17 protein-coding genes and 1 tRNA gene are annotated in these 19,575 nt (G+C 64.6%); 7 read left to right on the forward strand and 11 right to left on the reverse strand.

What is annotated here, in order from left to right:
- Positions 1 to 116: 116 nt before the first annotated feature.
- The 7 genes from rpmE to argS form a co-directional block, all read right to left on the reverse strand.
- A complete protein-coding gene (gene rpmE, locus MKAN_RS06120; RefSeq protein ID WP_023366251.1) occupies positions 117 to 362 on the reverse strand; it encodes a 50S ribosomal protein L31 in 246 nt (81 codons plus the stop codon).
- A 181-nt stretch (positions 363 to 543) separates the two neighbouring features.
- Positions 544 to 2,403, reverse strand: a complete 1,860-nt coding sequence (rho, locus tag MKAN_RS06125) for a transcription termination factor Rho (protein ID WP_023366253.1) — start codon at positions 2,401 to 2,403, stop codon at positions 544 to 546.
- 267 nt (positions 2,404 to 2,670) lie between these two features.
- Positions 2,671 to 3,618 (reverse strand): homoserine kinase, encoded by a 948-nt coding sequence (gene thrB, locus MKAN_RS06130; RefSeq protein ID WP_036392863.1) that lies wholly within the window; start codon positions 3,616 to 3,618, stop codon positions 2,671 to 2,673.
- Between the two features lie 322 nt (positions 3,619 to 3,940).
- Positions 3,941 to 5,023: a threonine synthase gene (gene thrC / locus MKAN_RS06135; protein WP_023366257.1), complete on the reverse strand. Its 1,083-nt coding sequence runs from the start codon at positions 5,021 to 5,023 to the stop codon at positions 3,941 to 3,943.
- Positions 5,020 to 6,345, reverse strand: a complete 1,326-nt coding sequence (locus tag MKAN_RS06140) for a homoserine dehydrogenase (RefSeq protein WP_023366259.1) — start codon at positions 6,343 to 6,345, stop codon at positions 5,020 to 5,022. Before MKAN_RS06140 ends, thrC begins: the two co-directional genes overlap by 4 nt.
- 3 nt (positions 6,346 to 6,348) lie before the next feature.
- A complete protein-coding gene (gene lysA, locus MKAN_RS06145) occupies positions 6,349 to 7,683 on the reverse strand; it encodes a diaminopimelate decarboxylase (RefSeq protein ID WP_225722916.1) in 1,335 nt (444 codons plus the stop codon).
- 68 nt (positions 7,684 to 7,751) lie between these two features.
- The gene (gene argS, locus MKAN_RS06150; protein WP_036392520.1) at positions 7,752 to 9,404 is read right to left on the reverse strand and encodes an arginine--tRNA ligase; all 1,653 of its coding nucleotides are present in this window, start codon (positions 9,402 to 9,404) and stop codon (positions 7,752 to 7,754) included.
- Positions 9,405 to 9,529: 125 nt separating this feature from the next.
- Between argS and MKAN_RS06155 the strand changes: the two genes are divergently transcribed.
- The 5 genes from MKAN_RS06155 to MKAN_RS06175 all read left to right on the forward strand — a co-directional run bounded on the left by MKAN_RS06155 (position 9,530) and on the right by MKAN_RS06175 (position 14,386).
- Positions 9,530 to 9,602, forward strand: a tRNA-Arg gene (locus MKAN_RS06155).
- A gap of 658 nt (positions 9,603 to 10,260) precedes the next feature.
- Positions 10,261 to 10,968 carry a sensor domain-containing protein gene (locus MKAN_RS29355; protein ID WP_160937578.1) on the forward strand — a complete coding sequence of 236 codons (708 nt, stop codon included), beginning with the start codon at positions 10,261 to 10,263 and terminating at the stop codon, positions 10,966 to 10,968.
- A 562-nt stretch (positions 10,969 to 11,530) separates the two neighbouring features.
- Complete coding sequence (locus MKAN_RS31030) at positions 11,531 to 12,181, forward strand: sensor domain-containing protein (protein WP_023366267.1); 651 nt, start codon at positions 11,531 to 11,533, stop codon at positions 12,179 to 12,181.
- A 281-nt stretch (positions 12,182 to 12,462) separates the two neighbouring features.
- Complete coding sequence (locus tag MKAN_RS06170) at positions 12,463 to 12,798, forward strand: DUF732 domain-containing protein (protein WP_023366270.1); 336 nt, start codon at positions 12,463 to 12,465, stop codon at positions 12,796 to 12,798.
- A gap of 163 nt (positions 12,799 to 12,961) precedes the next feature.
- Positions 12,962 to 14,386: a DUF2254 domain-containing protein gene (locus MKAN_RS06175; protein ID WP_023366271.1), complete on the forward strand. Its 1,425-nt coding sequence runs from the start codon at positions 12,962 to 12,964 to the stop codon at positions 14,384 to 14,386.
- Between the two features lie 11 nt (positions 14,387 to 14,397).
- On the opposite strand, the gene MKAN_RS06180 is transcribed toward MKAN_RS06175, so the two are convergent.
- The 3 genes from MKAN_RS06180 to MKAN_RS06190 form a co-directional block, all read right to left on the reverse strand.
- Positions 14,398 to 15,036 carry a hypothetical protein gene (locus tag MKAN_RS06180; RefSeq protein ID WP_023366273.1) on the reverse strand — a complete coding sequence of 213 codons (639 nt, stop codon included), beginning with the start codon at positions 15,034 to 15,036 and terminating at the stop codon, positions 14,398 to 14,400.
- A 49-nt stretch (positions 15,037 to 15,085) separates the two neighbouring features.
- Positions 15,086 to 15,607 carry an Rv2253 family sensor-like surface protein gene (locus MKAN_RS06185; protein WP_023366275.1) on the reverse strand — a complete coding sequence of 174 codons (522 nt, stop codon included), beginning with the start codon at positions 15,605 to 15,607 and terminating at the stop codon, positions 15,086 to 15,088.
- A 105-nt stretch (positions 15,608 to 15,712) separates the two neighbouring features.
- A complete protein-coding gene (locus MKAN_RS06190; protein ID WP_172836728.1) occupies positions 15,713 to 16,198 on the reverse strand; it encodes an NUDIX domain-containing protein in 486 nt (161 codons plus the stop codon).
- Between the two features lie 115 nt (positions 16,199 to 16,313).
- Between MKAN_RS06190 and MKAN_RS06195 the strand changes: the two genes are divergently transcribed.
- Positions 16,314 to 17,231 (forward strand): DUF2971 domain-containing protein, encoded by a 918-nt coding sequence (locus tag MKAN_RS06195; RefSeq protein ID WP_133163491.1) that lies wholly within the window; start codon positions 16,314 to 16,316, stop codon positions 17,229 to 17,231.
- 12 nt (positions 17,232 to 17,243) lie between these two features.
- Here the strand turns inward: MKAN_RS06195 and MKAN_RS06200 are convergent, their stop codons facing one another.
- Entirely contained in the window at positions 17,244 to 17,714 is a 471-nt protein-coding gene (locus tag MKAN_RS06200) for an SRPBCC family protein (protein ID WP_023366281.1), read from the reverse strand.
- A gap of 144 nt (positions 17,715 to 17,858) precedes the next feature.
- On the opposite strand from MKAN_RS06200, the gene MKAN_RS06205 reads away from it, so the two are divergent.
- Positions 17,859 to 19,574 (forward strand): NAD-binding protein, encoded by a 1,716-nt coding sequence (locus MKAN_RS06205; protein WP_023366283.1) that lies wholly within the window; start codon positions 17,859 to 17,861, stop codon positions 19,572 to 19,574.
- The last annotated feature ends 1 nt before the right edge of the window (position 19,575 follow it).

Below are 19,575 nucleotides of genomic sequence, written 5' to 3' on the forward strand. Positions count from 1 at the left end.
CCTGCCTCTCGGGGCAGTATCCCAAGCCGGCTGCGGGAAACAACCGGGCAGTCACATACACGAACCGACGCCCGGCCTGTGCACCGGCTTGCACAGTTCGGGCGTCGGTAATCCGGTTACTTCTTGGCTGCGGCTTCGTCCTTGTCAGCCCCGACCTTGCGCTTGCCATAACGCCTTTCGAAGCGGGCAACCCGGCCGCCGCTGTCGAGGATCTTCTGCTTGCCGGTGTAGAACGGGTGGCACTGCGAGCAAACCTCGACCACGATGCGGCCGCCCAACTTGGTGCTGCGAGTTTGAAACGTGTTCCCGCATCCACACACCACGGTGGTCTCCTCGTAGGCGGGATGAATGTCAGATTTCATGCTGTCCTCTTCGATCGTTGCCGCTCGTGCGGCCGGCGTTCGGTTGTGGCGGGTCAGGCCGAACTCGAGAACCTGAAGTGGTTCTGGTGGTCAAGCGACGATTATGCCAGCTCAATCACCATCAGCCCAAACACCGGGATGTGCCCGCGCATTCCCCGCGACGGGCGCCGAAATCAGCCGGCTAGTCGTTGTCCATGTTGCCCGGTGTGGTCTTCGACACCTGGACGAGGAATTCGTAATTGTTCTTCGTCTTGCGCAGCTGCGACATCAACAGGTCGATGGCTTGGTGAGCGTCCAGGCCCGACAGCACGCGGCGCAGCTTGTGCACGATGGCGAACTCGTCCGGCGAGAGCAACAGCTCGTCCTTGCGAGTGCCCGAGGGGTTCACATCGACGGCCGGGAAAACTCGGCGCTCCGAGATCTTGCGGTCCAGCTTGAGCTCGGCGTTGCCGGTGCCCTTGAACTCCTCGAAGATGACGGTGTCACCGGTGGACCCGGTCTCGACCATCGCGGTGGCGATGATGGTGAGCGAGCCGCCTTCCTCGATGTTGCGGGCCGCGCCCAGGAAGCGCTTGGGTGGGTACAGCGCGGTGGAGTCGACGCCACCGGACAGGATCCGGCCCGACGCGGGCGAGGCGTTGTTGTAGGCACGGCCCAGCCGGGTGATCGAGTCGAGCAGCACCACGACGTCTTTACCCTGCTCGACGAGTCGTTTGGCGCGCTCGATCGCCAGCTCGGCAACAGAGGTGTGGTCTGACGGCGGCCGGTCGAACGTTGAGGCGATGACTTCGCCCTTGACCGATCGCTGCATGTCGGTGACCTCCTCGGGCCGCTCGTCGACGAGCACGACCATGAGGTGGCATTCCGGGTTGTTCCTGGTGATGGCGTTGGCGATGTCCTGCAGGATGGTGGTCTTACCGGCCTTGGGCGGCGACACGATCAGGGCGCGCTGGCCCTTGCCGATCGGCATGATCAGATCGATCACCCGCGTGGTGAGCCGGTCGGTCGTCGTCTCCAGGCGCAGTCGCTGGTTGGGGTACAGCGGCGTCAGTTTGGAGAAATCAGGACGCTTCTTTGCGTCTTCCACCGATCCGCCGTTGACGCTGTCCAGGCGTACCAGGGGGTTGAACTTCTGCCGCGGATTTTTGTCGCCCGCTTCTCCTTCTCGGGGCACCCGGACGGCACCGGTCACCGCGTCACCACGGCGTAACCCGTTCTTGCGCACCATGTTCATCGATACGTAGACGTCATGCGGGCCGGCCAGGTAGCCGGACGTGCGCACGAATGCGTAATTGTCGAGCACGTCGAGGATGCCGGCTACCGGCTGGAGGACGTCGTCCTCGCGCACCTCGGCTTCAGCGCCGTCACCCGACCGTTCACCACGACGCCTGCGGTCGCGGAACCGGCGGCCCCGGCGGCCCTGCCGTCCTTCGCCGTCCTCGTCGCCGCGGGCCTGCTGGCCACCTGAGCCTTGCTGCTCGCCGCCCGAGTCTTCCCGCTCGTCGGTCTTGTCTCCTCGTTCATCGGTCTTGTCGCCTCGTTCGTCGGTCCTGGCGCCTCCTTGCCCAGGCCGGCCTTTGGCGTCCTCGTCAGTGGTGGCCGCATCCTCCCCGGCAGCAGCTTGGTCACCCGATTCGGCGGCGGATGTGCCCGCCTCACGCGAGGACTTGCGCCGTTCCCGTCGCTGGGTCTCACCCGAATCGCTGCGGCCCTCTGCGGGGGCCTCTTCACCAGCGGCTGCCTTCGCGGTCACCGTCGGCTCCGATCGGTCGGAGTCCTGGGATGACGTCGAGCTGGCCGAAGCACCGTTAGCCTGCCCGGTGATCTCCTGAATTGCGGCGATCAGTTCGTTCTTACGCATACCCGACGTCCCCTTGACGCCGGCTCGGTTAGCCAGGGCACGCAGCTCGGGCAACACCATGGTGGACAATGATCCGCCCGGCGCCATGGTATTGACGTCTGAAGTGTCTTTGGTCACGGATTCCGGCTGCTTTTCGGCGCCGGTGCTTTCGCTAGCCGTGATGAGGTCCGTATCAGTCACGGAATTCCTTTCTTCCCCCGCTGATCACGTCACACGGGGGGTTCGTTGCATTCAGCCAAATCGCCGAGTGCGCCCAATCATCGACTCTGAAACGGTGATCGCCAGGATCGGCGCGAATAAGGCGAACCTCGTCCACGAGAAGAATTGGTAGTTGTCCTAGCGGCAAGGCAGTATGTTTGCAGATGCAGATGCTGCGATTGCTGGACGGCTCCGAGGATAGCCCGCTTCCTGGCCGGAAGCAAGCAAACGCTCCCATGCCGCTACGGATCAACCGATGATGGCGACTCCCGGGTTCCAGCGAACTCTGTCTCCGGCAGTCATCGCAGTGACTGAGAATCCATGCGCGGCGCCGTACTCCACCGCTTCTGAGGGCAGTTCCGGCTCCGTCGTCATGGTGATGAGCGCTGGACCAGCCCCAGAAATGGTCGCTGCGACATTATGACGCCGCAGCAGCCGCAAATATTCCGCCGATGCCGGCATCGCCGGCGCACGTTGGGGTTGGTGGAGCACATCTTCCGTGGCCGGCATCAATAGGTCGGGCCGTTGGGTCAGTGCGACCACCAGCAACGCGACGCGACTGATATTGAAACGCGCCTCGTCGTGGCTGACCTGAGCCGGAAGCAGCACCCGAGTCTCCGCGGTCGACGACCGCTCCTCGGGAATCGCCGAGAAGAGATGGATATCGGGATGAAGGTGCAGAGGCACAGCCGAGTAATTGGGGCAATCACCCGTGCGGTCGATCCAGGAGACCACCGCACCTCCGAGCACCGCGGCCGCAGCGTTGTCGGGATGACCCTCGAACTCCGAGGAAAGCTGAATCAGTTGCGCATCGCTTAAGGGCTTCGAATCAACCTGTACCACAAGGCCATTGACAACTGCGAGGCCGCCGACAACAGCTGCCGCGGAAGAGCCCAGACCGCGGGAGTGCGGGATGGCGTTGCGGCAGCGAACCACCAGGCCCCCGGCTTGGGCGCCAACGGCCCGCAACCCGTGCCGGATAGCCCGCACCACCAGGTGCTCGGGACCCAGCGGTACCTGATCGGCACCTTCCCCCTCAACCAGCACCGTCAAACCGGAATCCGTTGTTTCGACCTCGATCTCGTCATAGAGGCTCAATGCCAGACCGATACTGTCGAATCCCGGGCCCAGGTTGGCGCTGGATGCCGCCACCACGGCACTCGCCACCAGCCCGGCAGGCAGTGACTGGGTCACCAACAGGCCTCCGTCGGACCCGCTGCGCTTGCGATCGCCGCGGTGCTTGACGAGCGGCGACCCGCCGCGCCCGGCTTGGCCGCGCTTGCGATCGCCGCGGTGCTTGACGAGCGGCGACCCGCCGCGCCCGGCTTGGCCGCGCTTGCGATCGCCGCGGTGCTTGACGAGCGGCGACCCGCCGCGCCCGGCTTCGCCGCGCTTGCGATCGCCGCGGTGCTTGACGAGCGGCGACCCGCCGCGCCCGGCTTCGCCGCGCTTGCGATCGCCGCGGTGCTTGACGAGCGGCGACCCGCCGCGCCCGGCTTGGCCGCGCTTGCGATCGCCATTAGGCCAAGCCCAGCTGCTCGACGACGGCCACCGGGTCAACCGGTAGCGGAGACACCACCGGCATGTCCTTGAGCGCCGTGTCGGGATCCTTCAAGCCGTTGCCGGTCACCGTGCACACCACCGTCGAGCCGCGAGCCACCCAACCGTCGTCGATGGCTTTGAGCAGGCCGGCGATGCTGGCTGCGGACGCAGGCTCGACGAAAACCCCTTCAGCGCCAGCGACCAGGTGATATGCGGCCAGAATTTCCTCGTCCGTTGCAGCCAGGAAGCGCCCGTTCGATTGCTGTTGCGCCGCAACGGCTTGCGCCCACGATGCGGGAGCGCCGATACGGATCGCGGTGGCAATGGTCTCCGGGTGGCTCACCGGCTTACCCAGTACCAGAGGCGCGGCTCCAGCCGCCTGAGTGCCGAGCATGCGGGGCAGCTTGTCGATCACCCCATCGCGGTGATACTCGGTGTAGCCCTTCCAGTAAGCGGTGATGTTGCCGGCATTGCCGACTGGGAGTGCGTGTACGTCGGGCGCGACGCCGAGCGCGTCGACGACCTCGAAAGCCGCCGTTTTCTGGCCCTCGATACGGACCGGGTTGACCGAGTTGACCAATGAGATGGTGGGGAAATCGGCGGTCATCTTACGGGCCAGCTCCAGACAGTCGTCGAAGTTGCCGTCGATCTGGATGATCTTGGCGCCGTGCATAACCGCCTGAGCCAGCTTGCCCATCGCGATCTTGCCCTGGGGTATCAGCACCGCACAGGTAATGCCGGCACGGGCCGCATACGCCGCCGCCGACGCCGAGGTGTTTCCGGTCGACGCGCACAATACGGCCTGCTGTCCGCGGGCCAGCGCATCGCTGACCGCCATCGTCATGCCCCGGTCCTTGAAGGAGCCGGTGGGGTTGAGTCCCTCGACCTTGAGATGAATTGTGCAACCGGTCTGTTCGGAGATCCTGGTCGCGGCGATCAGCGGGGTACCGCCTTCGAGAAGACTGACCGGGGTCCAGTCGTCGCCCACCGGCAACCGGTCGCGATAGGCAGCGATCACGCCCGGCCAGGGCTGGTGGGTGGCAGTTCGCGGGGTGGTCACAGGCCGGTTCCTTCCAGTCGCAGCACGCTCGTCACATCCTGCACGACATCCAAATCAGCCAGCGCTGCAACGGTTTTCGAAAGCGCAGCATCAGTAGCCAGGTGGGTGACGACCACGATTCGGGCACCCACCCGTTTACCGCCTTCATCCGCCACGCCTTCCTGGCGAACCTCGGCAATGCTCACGTCGTGCTTGGCGAATTCCGCTGCTACCGAGGACAATACACCTGGCTTGTCGGCGACGTTCATGCTGACGTAATAACGGGTTGAGATCAAACCCATTGGTGCGATGGGTAGTTGGGCATACTTGGATTCGCGTGGCCCACGGCTGCCGAGCACCCGGTTGCGCGCCGCCATCACCAGGTCGCCGGTCACCGCCGATGCGGTGGGCGCACCGCCGGCGCCCTGACCGTAGAACATCAGCCGACCCGCGGCCTCGGCTTCGACCACCACGGCGTTGAACGCGCCGTTGACGGTGGCGAGCGGATGCGTCAGCGGTACCAGCGCCGGATAAACGCGAGCTGACACTCTTTGTTGCCCATCATCATCCGTAATCCGCTCGCAGATGGACAGCAGCTTGATGGTGCAGCCGAGGGCATGTGCGGTCTCGAAGTCGGCCGGGGTGACCTTAGTGATGCCTTCGCGATAGACGTCGTCGGCGTGTACCCGGGTGTGGAAGGCGATGGATGCCAGGATCGCGGCTTTGGCCGCGGCGTCGTAGCCTTCGACGTCCGCGGTGGGGTCGGCTTCGGCGTAGCCCAGCGCGCTCGCGTCGGCCAGAGCGCTTTCGTAGTCGGCGCCGGTGCTGTCCATTGCCGAGAGGATGTAGTTGGTGGTGCCGTTGACGATGCCGGCGACCCGCAGCACCGTGTCACCGGCCAGCGACTGCGTCAGCGGGCGAATCACCGGGATGGCTCCGGCGACGGCCGCCTCGAAATAGAGGTCGACATGCGCGCTTTCCGCGGCCTGGGCCAGTTCGCCGGTGGACGTGGACAGCAGGGCCTTGTTTGCGGTGACAATCGACTTGCCGTGCTCGAGCGCGGTCAGGATCGCCTTGCGGGATGGTTCCACCGGACCCATCACTTCGACGACGATGTCGACGTCCTCGCGCGAGACGAGTTCTTCGATGTTGTCGGTCAGCAATTCGACCGGTACTCCGCGGTCGGGCGCCACCCGGCGGACGCCGACACCGCGCAGTACCAGCGGGGCGCCCACTCGAGCAGCGAGATCGTCAGCGCTCTCCTCAATGATGCGCACCACTTCGCTGCCGACATTGCCCAGCCCGAGAACCGCTACGCCGACCGGCTTTTCGTCACCCGGCACAGGTCACCTCACCTCCAGACTCAGCAGATCGTCGACCGTCTCCCGACGCAGTACCAGGCGCGCCTTTCCCCGCCGCACGGCTACCACAGCGGGACGGCCGATCAGGTTGTAACGGCTTGACAGCGAATAGCAATAGGCGCCGGTCGCGGCTACGCCGAGCAGGTCGCCGGGGCGAAGATCCTCGGGCATCCAGGTATCGCGCACGATGATATCGCCGCTCTCACAATGCTTTCCGACGAGACGTGCGGGCACCGCCGGCGCGTCGCTGACTCTCGACACCAAGCGGACGTCGTACTCCGCGTCGTAAAGCGCCGTTCGGATGTTGTCGCTCATGCCGCCGTCGACGCTGACATAGCGCCGGTTCGCGGTGGCGCTCACGTCGACGTCCTTGACGGTGCCGACCTCGTACAGCGTGATGGTGCCTGGTCCAGCGATGGCCCGTCCGGGCTCGACCACCAGCCTGGGCGTGGGCAGCCCCACCGCCGCAGATTCGTTGCTCAAGATGGCGCTCAGTTTGGCCGCCAGTTCGCTGATCGGCGGCGGATCATCAGCGGGCACATAGGAGATGCCCAAACCGCCGCCGAGGTCGACGGTGGACAGCTGCGCCGTCTTCTCGGCTCCGAATTCGCCGACGACCTCGCGCAGCAGGCCGATGACGCGGTGTGCGGCGATTTCGAAGCCGGCGACATCGAAAATCTGCGAACCGATGTGGCTGTGCAGACCGACCAGTCGCAGGTGGTCGGCGGCGAAAACCCGTCGAACCGCGGCCATCGCGGCTCCGCTGGCCACCGACAGCCCGAACTTCTGGTCTTCGTGTGCGGTGGAGATGAACTCGTGGGTGTGGGCCTCGACGCCGACGGTGACCCTTACCAGGACGTCTTGAATGACGCCTGCCTGCGCCGCGATGGCATCAAGTCGCTCGATCTCAATCATCGAATCCAAAACGACATGGCCCACACCGGCTTTGACCGCAGCTGTCAACTCCGCAACAGACTTGTTGTTGCCGTGCAGGGTGATTCGTTCTGGAGGAAAATCAGCGTGCAGTGCGACGGCCAACTCCCCGCCGGTGGCCACATCGAGGGAGAGGCCTTCCTCTTCCACCCAGCGCGCGATCTCGCTGCAGAGGAAAGCCTTGGCGGCGTAGTACACGTTGTGCCCGCCGCCGAACGCCGCGGCAATCTCTTGGCAGCGGGAGCGGAAGTCGTCCTCGTCGACGACGAACAGCGGAGTTCCGTACTCGTGAGCCAGCTCGGTCAACGGTACCCCGGCAATGCAGGCTACGCCCGATTGGTCGCGAACCGTATTGCGCGGCCACACATTCGGGTCGAGTCGCAGCAGCTCCTGCGCCGACTGCGGGCGCGCTGGCCGGTTGTCTTCGGCGTGGCGGGCGCCGGCGGAATGGGTGGTCACATTCGCTCCGGGGCGGTGACTCCGAGTATTGCCAACCCGTTGGCGATGACTTGGCGAGTAGCCTGGCACAGCGCCAGGCGCGCCCTGTGCAAGTCGGTGGGCTGCTCGTCGCCTTGGGGCAACACCCGGCAGGAGTCGTAGAAGCGGTGATAGTCGCCGGCCAGGTCCTCCAGGTAGCGGCACACTCGATGGGGCTCACGCAGGGCTGCCGCGGTTTCGAGCACCCGCGGGAACTCCCCGATGGTCCGCAGCAGCTTGCCCTCTTTGTCATGGCTGAGCAGCTCCAGGTGCGCGGTGTCGGGTATCAGCCCCAGTTCAGCGGCGTTGCGCGCCAGGGCGGATAGCCGGGCATGTGCGTATTGGACGTAATAGACCGGGTTTTCATTCGACGCCGAAGACCACAGCGCCAGGTCGATGTCGATCGCCGTGTCCACCGACGAGCGAATGAGGCTGTAGCGCGCGGCATCCACGCCGAGCGCTTCGACCAGGTCGTCGAGGGTGATGACGGTGCCAGCCCGCTTGCTCATCCGGACCGGCTGGCCGTCACGCACCAGGTTGACCATTTGGCCGATGAGCACCTCGACGGTCGCCGGATCCTCACCGAATGCGGCCGCGGCCGACTTGAGCCGGGCGATGTAGCCGTGATGGTCGGCGCCGAGCATGTAGATGCACAGGTCGAAACCGCGCTGCCGCTTGTCGAGGTAGTAGGCGAGGTCACCGGCGATGTAAGCCGGCTTGCCGTCGCTCTTGATCACCACACGGTCCTTGTCGTCGCCAAAAGCGCTGGTGCGCAACCACGTTGCGCCGTCCTTCTGATAGATGTTGCCGGTCTCGCGAAGCCTTGCGATGGCCTGGTCGACGCGACCGGTGGTGTGCATCGAGTCTTCGTGGGTGTAGACGTCGAAGTCGGTGCCGAACTCGTGCAATGACTCTTTGATATGGGCGAACATCAGGTCGACACCGATCTCGCGGAACGTCTCCCGCATCTCGGGATCGGGAAGGCTCAACGCGTCGGGAGCTTTTTCCAGCACGTGCGCGGCGATGTCGGTGATGTAGCTGCCGGCGTAGCCGTCGGCCGGGGTGGGCTCGCCCTTGGCGGCGGCGATCAAGGAGTTGGCGAATCGGTCGATTTGGGCGCCGTGGTCGTTGAAATAGTATTCGCGGACCACGTCGGCACCCTGCGTGGTGAGCAAGCGGCCCAGCGCGTCGCCGACGGCGGCCCAGCGGGTGCCGCCGATGTGAATCGGCCCGGTCGGGTTGGCCGAGACGAATTCCAGGTTGATTTTCTGTCCGGCCAACAGGTCGGAGTGCCCGAAATGGTCGCCGGCGTCGATGACGCTGTTGACGATCTGGGCCTGCGCCGAGGTCTCGAGGCGCAGGTTGATGAATCCCGGTCCCGCTACTTCTGCCGAGGCGATACCGTCAGCTTTCGTCAGCGCCGCGGCGAGCCATCCGGCCAGTTCGCGCGGGTTGACACCGACCTTCTTGGCGAGCTGCAATGCCAGGTTGCTGGCGTAGTCGCCGTGTTCGGGATTGCGTGGCCGCTCCACGAGGACCGTCTGGGGCAAGGCAGACGTGTCGAGGCCATGCTCGGCCAGCACCGCGGCAGCGGTGGCTTTGAGCAGCTCAGCCAGGTCGGCGGGGGTCACGAACGTCCATCCTATGGTCTGGGCCGCTCGGGGCTCGAACCCAGAGCGGTGGCCCGGCGGCAACCGCGATGCGCTAGTCTGTCCGTGCTTGTTCAAGCCCCAATGGCGCACCATGGTGTTGATGCGCCCCCGTAGCTCAGGGGATAGAGCGTCTGCCTCCGGAGCAGAAGGTCGCAGGTTCGAATCCTGCCGGGGGCACAGCTTCAGATGGCCGCACATCGAGGATCGGCGGAGCTTACGGATCTGACCTCGTGGTTGAAAGTCGCGGGTGCTGTGAAGCGAGTCGCAGATAGTTTCCCCGGCATCCCGGTGCAGGTGCGCCGATATCAACGTTTGCGATCAAGACGATCAAGAAGGCGACGTGGGTTATAGCCGAGGATAGCGACGCTGGCAGCGTCGATTCTGGCGTGACGTTCCTGCGCTCATACTCACCGTCCAAGACGCCACTGCATGACGATTGCTTGGGACGAAGGGCTTAAGCCAGACCCGATTCCGCAACGTGGCTTAGAAAGTGCGGCATTCCCGAAACACAATCTCGATCTAGAATTCGATCACGCACAGGGCGAGCACGTACGGCCAGGGTCCGCTCGTCTGAAGGAATTGGGGATACCCCGCGATAACGACGAAACGGACTGACCGCATGACAGGTAATGAACCACCCCATACCTTTGACCGGTTGAGCCAGCGACCCTTGAACTCCGGCGCGAGCCGCGATCCATCCGCGGCAGGACAAAGCATTTCGTGGAACAGCCACCGGCCGCACACTCTCTTCGCGCAGGCCCCTAGCGCACCAGCCTGGCCGGCCCCTGCATCGTTTGGGTCGCGGCCAGTCCGCCCCCCGCGCGCCAAACGATGGTTGATACTGGCCACGGCAATCTTCACGTTCGCGTCTTTTGCGCTGGGCGTCATCCTCGTCCGCCGCACGGTGAGCGCCAACGCACCTTCTGCCTTACCCCACCGCGAGCCGCCTGGCTTGTCGGTACCGACGACACCGGGTCTCGTTCACCCGGAAAATCTCAAAGATCTTCTCTTGAGCCCTGCGGAGCTTGGTGACATCTTGCATACGTCGGGAATGACTGTCTACCAAAGCAACAACGGCTTGTTTATGGATACTGCCGACCCGCCGGATTGCGCTGGCATTTGGGCGCCGGGCATGAAGCAGGTCTACGGCGGTACGCGCTTCATAGATGCGCTAGTGGAGGAAATCCACGGCCCGGGCGACGTGTACCCGAAATTGACGTTGCAGTCGCTTGTGGCGTTTCCGACGGCAAAAGATGCCGAGGCCTTCTTCGAAGACATAGCACCCAAGTGGGACCACTGTGCCAGAACTGAGGTTCTGGTCAACCGCCACGAAGGCGGCACCATCGCTGTTGGCGATCCGAAAGTTCTCGACAGTGTGCTGACGGTGTCCTGGGTCAAGACGGGCGGAACCGGATGGGGTTGTCAGCGCGCGCTGATGCCCCGCAGCAACGTTGTGATCGACATGAGGGTGTGTGACTTCGGCGGTAGCGATCAAGCCCCCGAACTCGTCAACAAAGTCGCCGCCCGGATACCGACGCAGTGAACATGGACAGCGTTGGACCGAACAAGCAAAGCGATCAGCTTCGAATCGCGGAGACCCTTCAAAAGGAGGGCCACCAGTGCTGGGCTCTCAAGACTAATACTGCTTCCACGCGATCAGGAGGTAGGAAATGAGCACTCCCGGCGACCCTGCTGCAGAAGGCGTCGGCGACAAAGTAGGCCCGGCCAGGATCCCGAGCCAGCAGGCCGCCGATCCGCAACCACGGGTAGACCACCACGGTGGACGGCACAGCGGACCCATACCGTCGGCGCAATGGTCACCACCCCGCGACATACACACCGAATCACATTGGACGCCAGCGCCGATGTCGGCGGCGCCGGCCGGCCCGACTGCGAGCCCCCTTCCGTCACACCCCGCTAAGCCGCTGCATGCGCCACCGGTTGGCTACCACAGTTCTTCCGGACCACAGCCTCCGTTCACCGGTAGCCCCTATTGGCCGAATCGGGCGACCCCGTCCTATCTCGGTCATCCTGGCCCCAGTCAGCGCCAGTGGTCGCATGATGGTAGCCGCAGCGTCCGGCGGTGGTGGCGGATCACGATTGCCATGGCAACGATAGCGATTGGCCTGCTGGTCACGGTGATCGTGTACGAGCCGCACCGCACCGGCACCAAGACTGTCTCCCCGTCTGCGCTATCAGATGTGCTACTGAGCTCGCAGGAAGCCGCGAACCTGGTGGGTGCCCAGACCCTGTCGGGAGAGCCGGTCCAAGACAAACTGGCTGCCACGGCAATCGTCGACGAAGATTGCGCCGGCGTGGTAGGGGCTGCCGAGCAGAAGGCGTACGAGCAGAGCAGCTGGACTGGGGTTCGTTCGCAAGCACTGAGCGACGCGACAGCAAAAGGATGGCGACTCACTCAAGCCGTCGTGTCCTTCTCGGACGCTCAAGGCGCTCGAGCCTTTGTGACAGACGCGGCAGCCAGCTGGAAAAAGTGCGCCAATCGCGAGATCAACACCCGCAACGTTAAGAAAGACGATCCACGCAACCTCTTTTGGACAACCGGGCCTGCCTCACAGGCCGACGGTATTCTCGCAATGACCATGATCCAGGAGGCTCAGGGTTGGAACTGCCAGCGCGCCCTCAGCGCACGCAACAATGTCGTCATAGACCTTGAACTCTGCGGAAGAAACGTGCCGGGATCTGTAGTACCCCAATTTGTCACCGCGGTTGACAACAAGGTTGACGCCCAGTCGTAAGCCGCGCCCAGCGCCGATGTTCGACCCCACCAGCAACTCTCCGCGTCGGCTCCGTGGGCGTTGGCTTACTCCGGCATCGTCACGCCCAACTATCTCGGCCTCATCGGACACGCCGGAATCAGCAACGGCTCCGTGAGCTGCGCGAATCGCTGGCCGCGTGGACGAATTATGACATCGCGAATTCGACAAGAATCTATTGAGGATCCGTATAGGCCCGGCACTGATTCTGAGGTCAAGCACACCAGCGCTGCCCCAAACAGATCAGCACCAGGAGATCCACGATGTTCACTCGCCGTTTCGCCGGCCCCATGGCCGGCGCCGCCCTGACTGCCGCCACCCTCGGCCTAGCGGCACTCGGCTCCGCCGGCGCCGCCAGCGCCAACTCCGTCGATGACGCGTTCCTCGCGCAGCTGAAAGCGGACGGGATCACCCCGCCGACCGCGGCGCGCGCGATCAGCGAAGCGCACGCAGTCTGCACTGCCCTCGACGAAGGCCACTCGGCCAAGGAGGTCATCAACGCGGTAGCCGAGTCGACCGGTCTGAGCGCCAAGGGCGCCAAGACGTTCGCTATCGACGCCGCATCGGCCTACTGCCCGCAGTACGTGACCTCGGACTAACAAGTGCCTCGGCGCATGCGGCGGCCCCGACCGGGTTCCCACATGCGCCGGTTTAGTGCCGCGTTGCCTTGATTGACCAAACCGCCTCGGTACGAACGCGACGTGGGTCTCCGGCGTGGGCAAACGTTGCGCCTATCAATTGCCCAGGGTGCATGCTTGATCGGTGACCGCAAGCAGCGTCCTCAGCCGACGCAGCGTCATCCGGGATTACCTGCAGGGCGCGGTCTGGGTGCTGCCGACCCTCGGCGTCATACTCGGTCTCGGGGCCGGGGCTATCCTGTCGCTGATCCCCGTCAAATCCGGCTCGCTGATCGACAAGGTGATGTTTCAGGGCACCGCCGGCGACGCCCGCGGGGTGCTGATCGTGGTGTCCGCCACCATGATCACCACGATCGGCATCGTCTTCTCGCTGACGGTGTTGTCCCTGCAGATCGCCTCGAGCCAATTTTCCGTCCGGTTGTTGCGAACCTTCCTGCGCGATGTGCCCAACCAGGTGGTGCTGGCGGTCTTCGCCTGCACCTTCGCCTATAGCACCGGCGGGCTACACACGGTCGGGGAGCATGTCGGCGGAGCCGCGTTTGTTCCCAAGGTCGCGGTCAGCGGATCGCTCGCGCTGGCGTTCGTCAGCCTCGGCGCGCTGATCTACTTCCTGCACCACCTCATGCACTCGATCCAGATCGACACCATCATGGAGAAGGTACGGCTGCGCACACTTCGCCTGATCGACGAGATGTACCCCGACCCGGATTCGCCGGATCGGCGCGTGGAAACCCCACCCAACCCGCCGCAAGATGCGGTGCCGCTGTTGGCCCCGCAATCGGGCTATCTGCAAACCGTCGACATCGAAGACATCGCTGAATTAGCGGCGGTCGACAAGCATGCCGTGCTGCTCGTCACTTTCGTCGGCGACTACGTCACCGCCGGTGGCTTGCTCGGCTGGTGCTGGCGCGGCGGCGCGGCGCCGCGTCCCCCGGTATCAGACTTCCCCCAAAACTGTTTGCGTCATGTGCACATCGGGTTCGAGCGCACCCTGCACCAAGATGTCCGCTTCGGACTGCGCCAGCTGGTCGATATCGCGCTGCGGGCATTGTCGCCGGCGATAAACGACCCGTACACGGCGATCCAAGTGGTGCACCATCTTTCGGCCGTCGAGTCGGTGCTGGCCGCCCGGGCCCTTCCGGACGACGTACGCCGCGACGGGGCCGGGGAACTCCTCGTCTGGCTTCCCTACCCTGGCTTTGCTGCCTACCTTCAGGTCGGATGTGGGCAGGTTCGTCGCTACGGGATGCACGAACCGCTGGTGCTTGCGGCGCTGCTGCAGCTGTTGAGCGCCGTCGCCCAGAACTGTGTCGACCCCTCACGCCGAGCGGCGGTGCGGACCCAGATCGCCCTTGTTGCCCGGGCTGCGCAGCGCGAGTTGGCGGACGAGGCGGATCGGGCCCTGGTTGTCAGTGCCGCAGCACGAGCGACCGAGGTCGTGGAGAATCCCGGTACTTTGGCGCCCTCGTCGTCCGCGTTCGGCCAGGTGGCTGCGGCGCAGGCGGCGGCCTCGACAATTACGGCCGCCGAAGACCCGGACATTCGGTGATGCCCCAGGGACTACGCCTTGTCCGTCGCCGAAACCGGCGTCCATCTATCCCACATGTCGCCGAAGTTGAGCGTGACCAGCGACGACGGGTCGACGTTGACGATTTCGCGGAAGTGGTCTTGCCAACCCCACCAGACACTGATGTAGAACACATGGTCAAACCAGCTCAGCTGGTAATCGGCCGGAATGGACTCGCCCTTGTTCTCCGGCGCAAACACCGCCACGGCCAGCATTCCCAGGATCGCGAACTTGGTCAGCTGAATTTTGCCGTCATTTGCGGTGCGCAGTACCGCACCGGAGTTCACGTACGGCGTTACCTCGAAGCCATCCGGGCCTTCGTCGATGTGACCGTGCAACCACCGGTGAATCCCGAACAGAACATCGGCAATGTCGGGACGCTTGTCCGGCAGATCGGATCGCACCGCCACCGGAAAGCGCGTTTCTTCGAGGTTGACACCGGGAGTCGCCATCACACCGAAGATGTCGAGCGAATCCCGGATGACTCTCCTGAAACGCGTGCCGACTCCCAACGCCGGATAGCGTTTTCGGGCGGTGCCGTCGACGGCGTTGCACGCGTGCAGCATGGCCACGTCCCACAGTTTTCGATCCCACTGTTGCAGCGACTGCGCAACGGACTCGCCCACGGTCATGCGATCAGGCTATCGGCCAGTACCTCGGTCGTGGCGCAACCGGCCCGCCCTACTGAGGTCGAGCAGGAAACGCCGCCACCGGCATTTCGACGGAGCCGCGGCACGGACCGTTGTCGATGTCGGTATGCCAGGTGCCCCGCATCGACCCGTCTGACTGAGGCGTGTAGAACGCCCACGACCGCGCAGGCGCCCACACTTTGGCCACCCCCTCTCCCAGGTAGCAATCCCATTGGAAGTCGAAGTGCTCCACCCATTTGGTGCCATCCCAGGCGTAGTGAGAAGGCTGGGGCAGCGTCGGGTTCTTCGGTGTGGGCCCGTTGGTGGCAGTGGCGACGCAGTTGGCGGCCGAACAGGTCGTCGTGAAGACGTAGTCCGCGCTGAAGGTGGGCTCGGCCTGGCCGGCGGCCATGCTGGTGCCGGACTTGACTGCGGCGTAGCGCACCAGCGAGTATTTCCCGTTCCACGATGGCGTCGCCGCGTGCAGCGCAACGGCAGGGTTGCCGACCACCGCGATCACGGCGGCAGCGAGCATCCCGGCGACACGGGCTTCCCACCTGGAAATCGGACGCATCGGGTATATGGTGCGGCTTCGACGACGCAATCAGGTCTCAGCGCGGACACGATCGCGTTCGGCTGCAGAAGCGTCGAAACTGTGAGCAACACAGGGCAATCCGCGTCATCGGCCGAGTACGAGGAACAACCCATACGCGGCGATCGACTGCGAGTCGACGATCACTCCAGAGCGGATCATCTGCTCGACATCGCCACGCGGAAACCAGGCGCTGCACATGTCCTGCTCCTCGTGCTCAGGATCGGAATCCCCCTCGGTGATGTCGGTGGCCAGATACACCCACCCACGCTGGCTCGTCATTCCCGGAGCGGTGTCGAGCCGGCCCAGCAACTCAAGCGACGCCGCGCACAATCCGGTCTCCTCGCGCAGCTCACGCGCGGCCAGCTCGGCGGGCTCCAGATCGGCCAAATCGGGCGCAGTGCCCTGCGGGAACTCCCAGCGTCGGGCCCCGACGGGATACCGGAATTGCTCGACCAGCCGGAATCGTCGCCCGTCATACGGCATCACGAGCGCGTAGGTCGGCTTGTCGACCACGCCGTAAATCCCGGGGCTGCCATCGGGGCGGCGGATGTCGTCTTCGCGGAGCACCATCCAGCGATTGCGATAGATCTCGCGGGACGCGACGGGTTCGATGTAGGGCACCCGGCCAGTATTGCGGCAGCCGCCGCGGGGAGCGCTCCTCGGCCGACATGCTTCACTAGGCGACGTGTCCGATGACGCAGCTGCGGGCGGCTCAGCAGAACAAGTAACCGATTGGCCGGTGCGTGAAAGCGACGGCAGCGTTTACCACTACACAGACATCAAGGGCCTCAAGGGAATTCTCGACTCCGGACAAATCTGGGGAACTCATGTCGCGTACCTGAACGACTCCCAGGAGTTCTCCTACGGCGTGGAAGCCATATGCGCGATGATTGCGCGGTACGGGGAGCACGTTAAAGCGTCCACACAGACGGAACCTGAATTGCGATCGTCTGCGATCCTGGGCGTCTGTAAGAACGTGCTGCGCGCCCAAGAGCTGATCGCCGACGATTTCGGACCGTTTGTGGCCTGCTTTTCGATGTTCGGAGACGACCTGTCCCAGTGGCGCGGCTACGCCAACGGCGGCTACGCGATCGAGTTCGACAGCCGAATACTGAAAGATTCCGTCAAGCAGACGACCCTGCCCACCGAACTTCCGATCAGTGAATCCACCCCGGTGCCCGAGTTGCATCCGGTGGAATATCTACCGGAGCGGCAGTCGGCGCGGGTGGCCCGGCTGGTCGACGACCATATCGACGAGCTGATCAACGCCGTGGGCGACGACCCGGGCACCGGCATTCATCCGGCTCAGCAGCGCCTGGTCCGGCGAATAATTCCGTTAGCGGCTTCGATGAAGCACAAGAAGTTCTTCGGCGAAGCAGAACAGCGGCTGATATCCCATACGTCAGAGACGTTCTATTCCACGTCCCGCATCGGCTTGATCCCGCGGGTGCGGTTTGAATTCGACCGAAGCGCGGTCAAAGGCGTGCTCGTGGGGCCCAGCGAACACTGCGACGCCAAAACCCTGTCACTGTGCCGCTACCTGCGGCGTTGGTACCCAAAAGCCGAGGTGATTCGGTCAAACGTGCCATATCGGGATATTTGACATATCCGCGATTCACGCCGCCGTTTCGGCCGCTTTCTTGATGCGTCGCAGTGTTTCCTGAATGCCGCGGTCCATTTGTCGCCCCCGCGGAATAGCCGCTTCGGCCAACCTGTTGACCATCGAACACCAGAGAAACTCGAAAGATTCGGTGAGCAGTGTTCCGCCCGACGGCGTCGGCTCCATGGTGTATCGCCAGCGTGTTTCTTCACGGCCGGCACCGTCGTTGACGGTGGTAAAGCTGAATTCGCGGCCCCGCTCGGCCGTGCCCACCACCGCGGTCCTTTCCCAGCGCATCAGACCGAGCCGGTTGTACCCGCGGAACCGCGCACCCGGGGCCGCCGTGGAAACCCCGTCGAGCCACTCGCACCGATAGCACTCCGGGCTCCAGTCCCCCATCCGGGTGACGTCGGCAACGAGGTCGTACACCAGATCGGGAGGTGCGGAAATATCGATACTTTCCTGACCGCGCCGGGCAGTGGGCATGGCCCGAGTATCCCACCCGACTGCGCGCCGAGTTACGGCACATGTTCGGCCGGCAAACCGTTACGGTGCCAGATAGCCGTAGATAGCGACAGCGGCCAGCGGAGGGTTGAAAATGCCAGACGACCCGGTGCCACGGCGGTATCGGTGAGAGCGCGCCGGCACATCATCGTCAGCGGTGACGACGCGCTGGCGAACACGATTGTCGAGGAGCTGAACAGCGCCGGCGTCCACATTGTCAAGCTGGCCGCCGACAAGCTCAAAGATGCCGAGCTTTCGCAGGCGATCGCCGTCATCTGCGCCGGCGACGACGACGCGCGAAACCTCGAGATCGCGCTGCTGGCAAGGAAAGCCGACCCGCACGTGCGTGTGGTGGCGAGGCTGGCCAACGACGTCCTGCGCGAAGCGATGACTGCCGCCAACGAGCCCGGCGCGATCCTCGACGTCGCTGATCTGGCTGCGCCTTCGGTCGTCGAGGCCTGTTTGGCGCGCACCGCTCACCCGTTCGAGGTGGCCGGCATGAAGTTCGTCGTCTGGCGGTCCGAGGCACCGCGGGAGGCGACCTTGCGGGAAATCTACGGCGACCTTGCGCCGGTGGCCGTGGTCCGCGGCAAGGACTCGTCCAACCCCGGCGAGCTGGTGGCCTGTCCGGGCCGCGATCTGCGCGTCCACGCCGGCGACCAGACCGCGATGATCGGCACCGCGGACGAGCTGGCCGTCCGCGGCATCAAGGTCCCCCGGCCCACAGCGACGCGTTTCCGCCTGCTGTGGCTTCGCCAGCTGTCCGACGCGGTACGCACTTTCCGTAACGACGTGAACCCGATGTTCTATCGGGCTTTGGCCGCGATGGCGGTCCTGCTCGTCGGATCGACGATTTTGTTGCGCTTTGCCTACCTGCGCCCACCCGGGATGACGTGGCTGGATGCGCTGTACTTCAGCACCGAGACGATCGCGACCGTGGGCTACGGCGACTTCAGCTTCGCCCACCAGCCCACGTGGCTGCGGGTGTTCAGCATCTCGCTGATGTTCGCCGGCGTGACCCTCACCGCGATTCTGGTCGCTTTCCTCGCCGACCTGCTGTTGTCGCGCCGCTTCACCCGTTCGGCCGGACGGATGCGGGTACGCCACCTACGTAACCACGTCATCGTCGTCGGGCTCGGCTCGTTCGGCATCCGGGTGGTCAGGGACTTGACCGCCGCCGGCTACGACGTCGCGGTCATCGAGCTCGACGAAAACAGCCGATACCTGTCATCGGCGGCCGAGCTGGAGGTGCCGGTCATCTTTGGTGATGCGACGTTGCCACAGACACTGGAATCGGCCTGCGTCGCTCACGCCCGCGCGGTGGCGGTGCTCACCCAGGACGACATGGTCAACGTCGAAGCCGGGATCGTGCTGCGGGAAATGCTGGGTGGCCTCAAGGCCAAGGGACGCAGCGTTCCGCTCGTCCTGCGCGTCTACGACCGCACGCTGGGCACCGCGGTGGCCCAGCGGTTCGGCTTCGAAAGTGTGCGCTCGACCGTGGAATTGGCGGCACCGTGGTTCATCGGCGCCGCAATGGGCCTGCAGGTGCTGGGCACCTTTTCGGTGGGGCAAAGTTCCTTCATGGTGGGCGGAATGCAAGTGGGCATCGGCAGCGAACTCGACGGGCTGCCGATGTACGAGTTGTCAACCGATACCCGGGTCATCGCGATCACCAGGGCCGACGAGCCGGTCACCCTGCATCCGCGCCGGGAGGCACGGCTGCGGGCCGGCGACACCGTCTATCTCGTCGGCCCCTACCGCGAGCTGCTGGCGACGCTACGCAAGGGCCAACCCGTGCAGCAGCGCGCGGTCGGTGGCTTGCCCGAGGCGGCGACTGGTTGAT

This window comes from Mycobacterium kansasii ATCC 12478, assembly GCF_000157895.3.
GTDB classification, from domain to species: Bacteria; Actinomycetota; Actinomycetes; order Mycobacteriales; family Mycobacteriaceae; genus Mycobacterium; species Mycobacterium kansasii.

What these genes read in the sequence shown, in the direction of transcription:
- MKAN_RS06200 (WP_023366281.1), bottom strand. Translation starts at nt 17,714, where the DNA reads ATGCCCACTGCCCGGCGCGGTCAGGAAAGTATCGATATTTCCGCACCT.
- MKAN_RS06180 (WP_023366273.1), bottom strand. Translation starts at nt 15,036, where the DNA reads ATGACCGTGGGCGAGTCCGTTGCGCAGTCGCTGCAACAGTGGGATCGA.
- MKAN_RS06170 (WP_023366270.1), top strand. Translation starts at nt 12,463, where the DNA reads ATGTTCACTCGCCGTTTCGCCGGCCCCATGGCCGGCGCCGCCCTGACT.
- MKAN_RS06190 (WP_172836728.1), bottom strand. Translation starts at nt 16,198, where the DNA reads ATGGTGCTCCGCGAAGACGACATCCGCCGCCCCGATGGCAGCCCCGGG.
- MKAN_RS06185 (WP_023366275.1), bottom strand. Translation starts at nt 15,607, where the DNA reads ATGCGTCCGATTTCCAGGTGGGAAGCCCGTGTCGCCGGGATGCTCGCT.
- rpmE (WP_023366251.1), bottom strand. Translation starts at nt 362, where the DNA reads ATGAAATCTGACATTCATCCCGCCTACGAGGAGACCACCGTGGTGTGT.
- MKAN_RS31030 (WP_023366267.1), top strand. Translation starts at nt 11,531, where the DNA reads ATGGCAACGATAGCGATTGGCCTGCTGGTCACGGTGATCGTGTACGAG.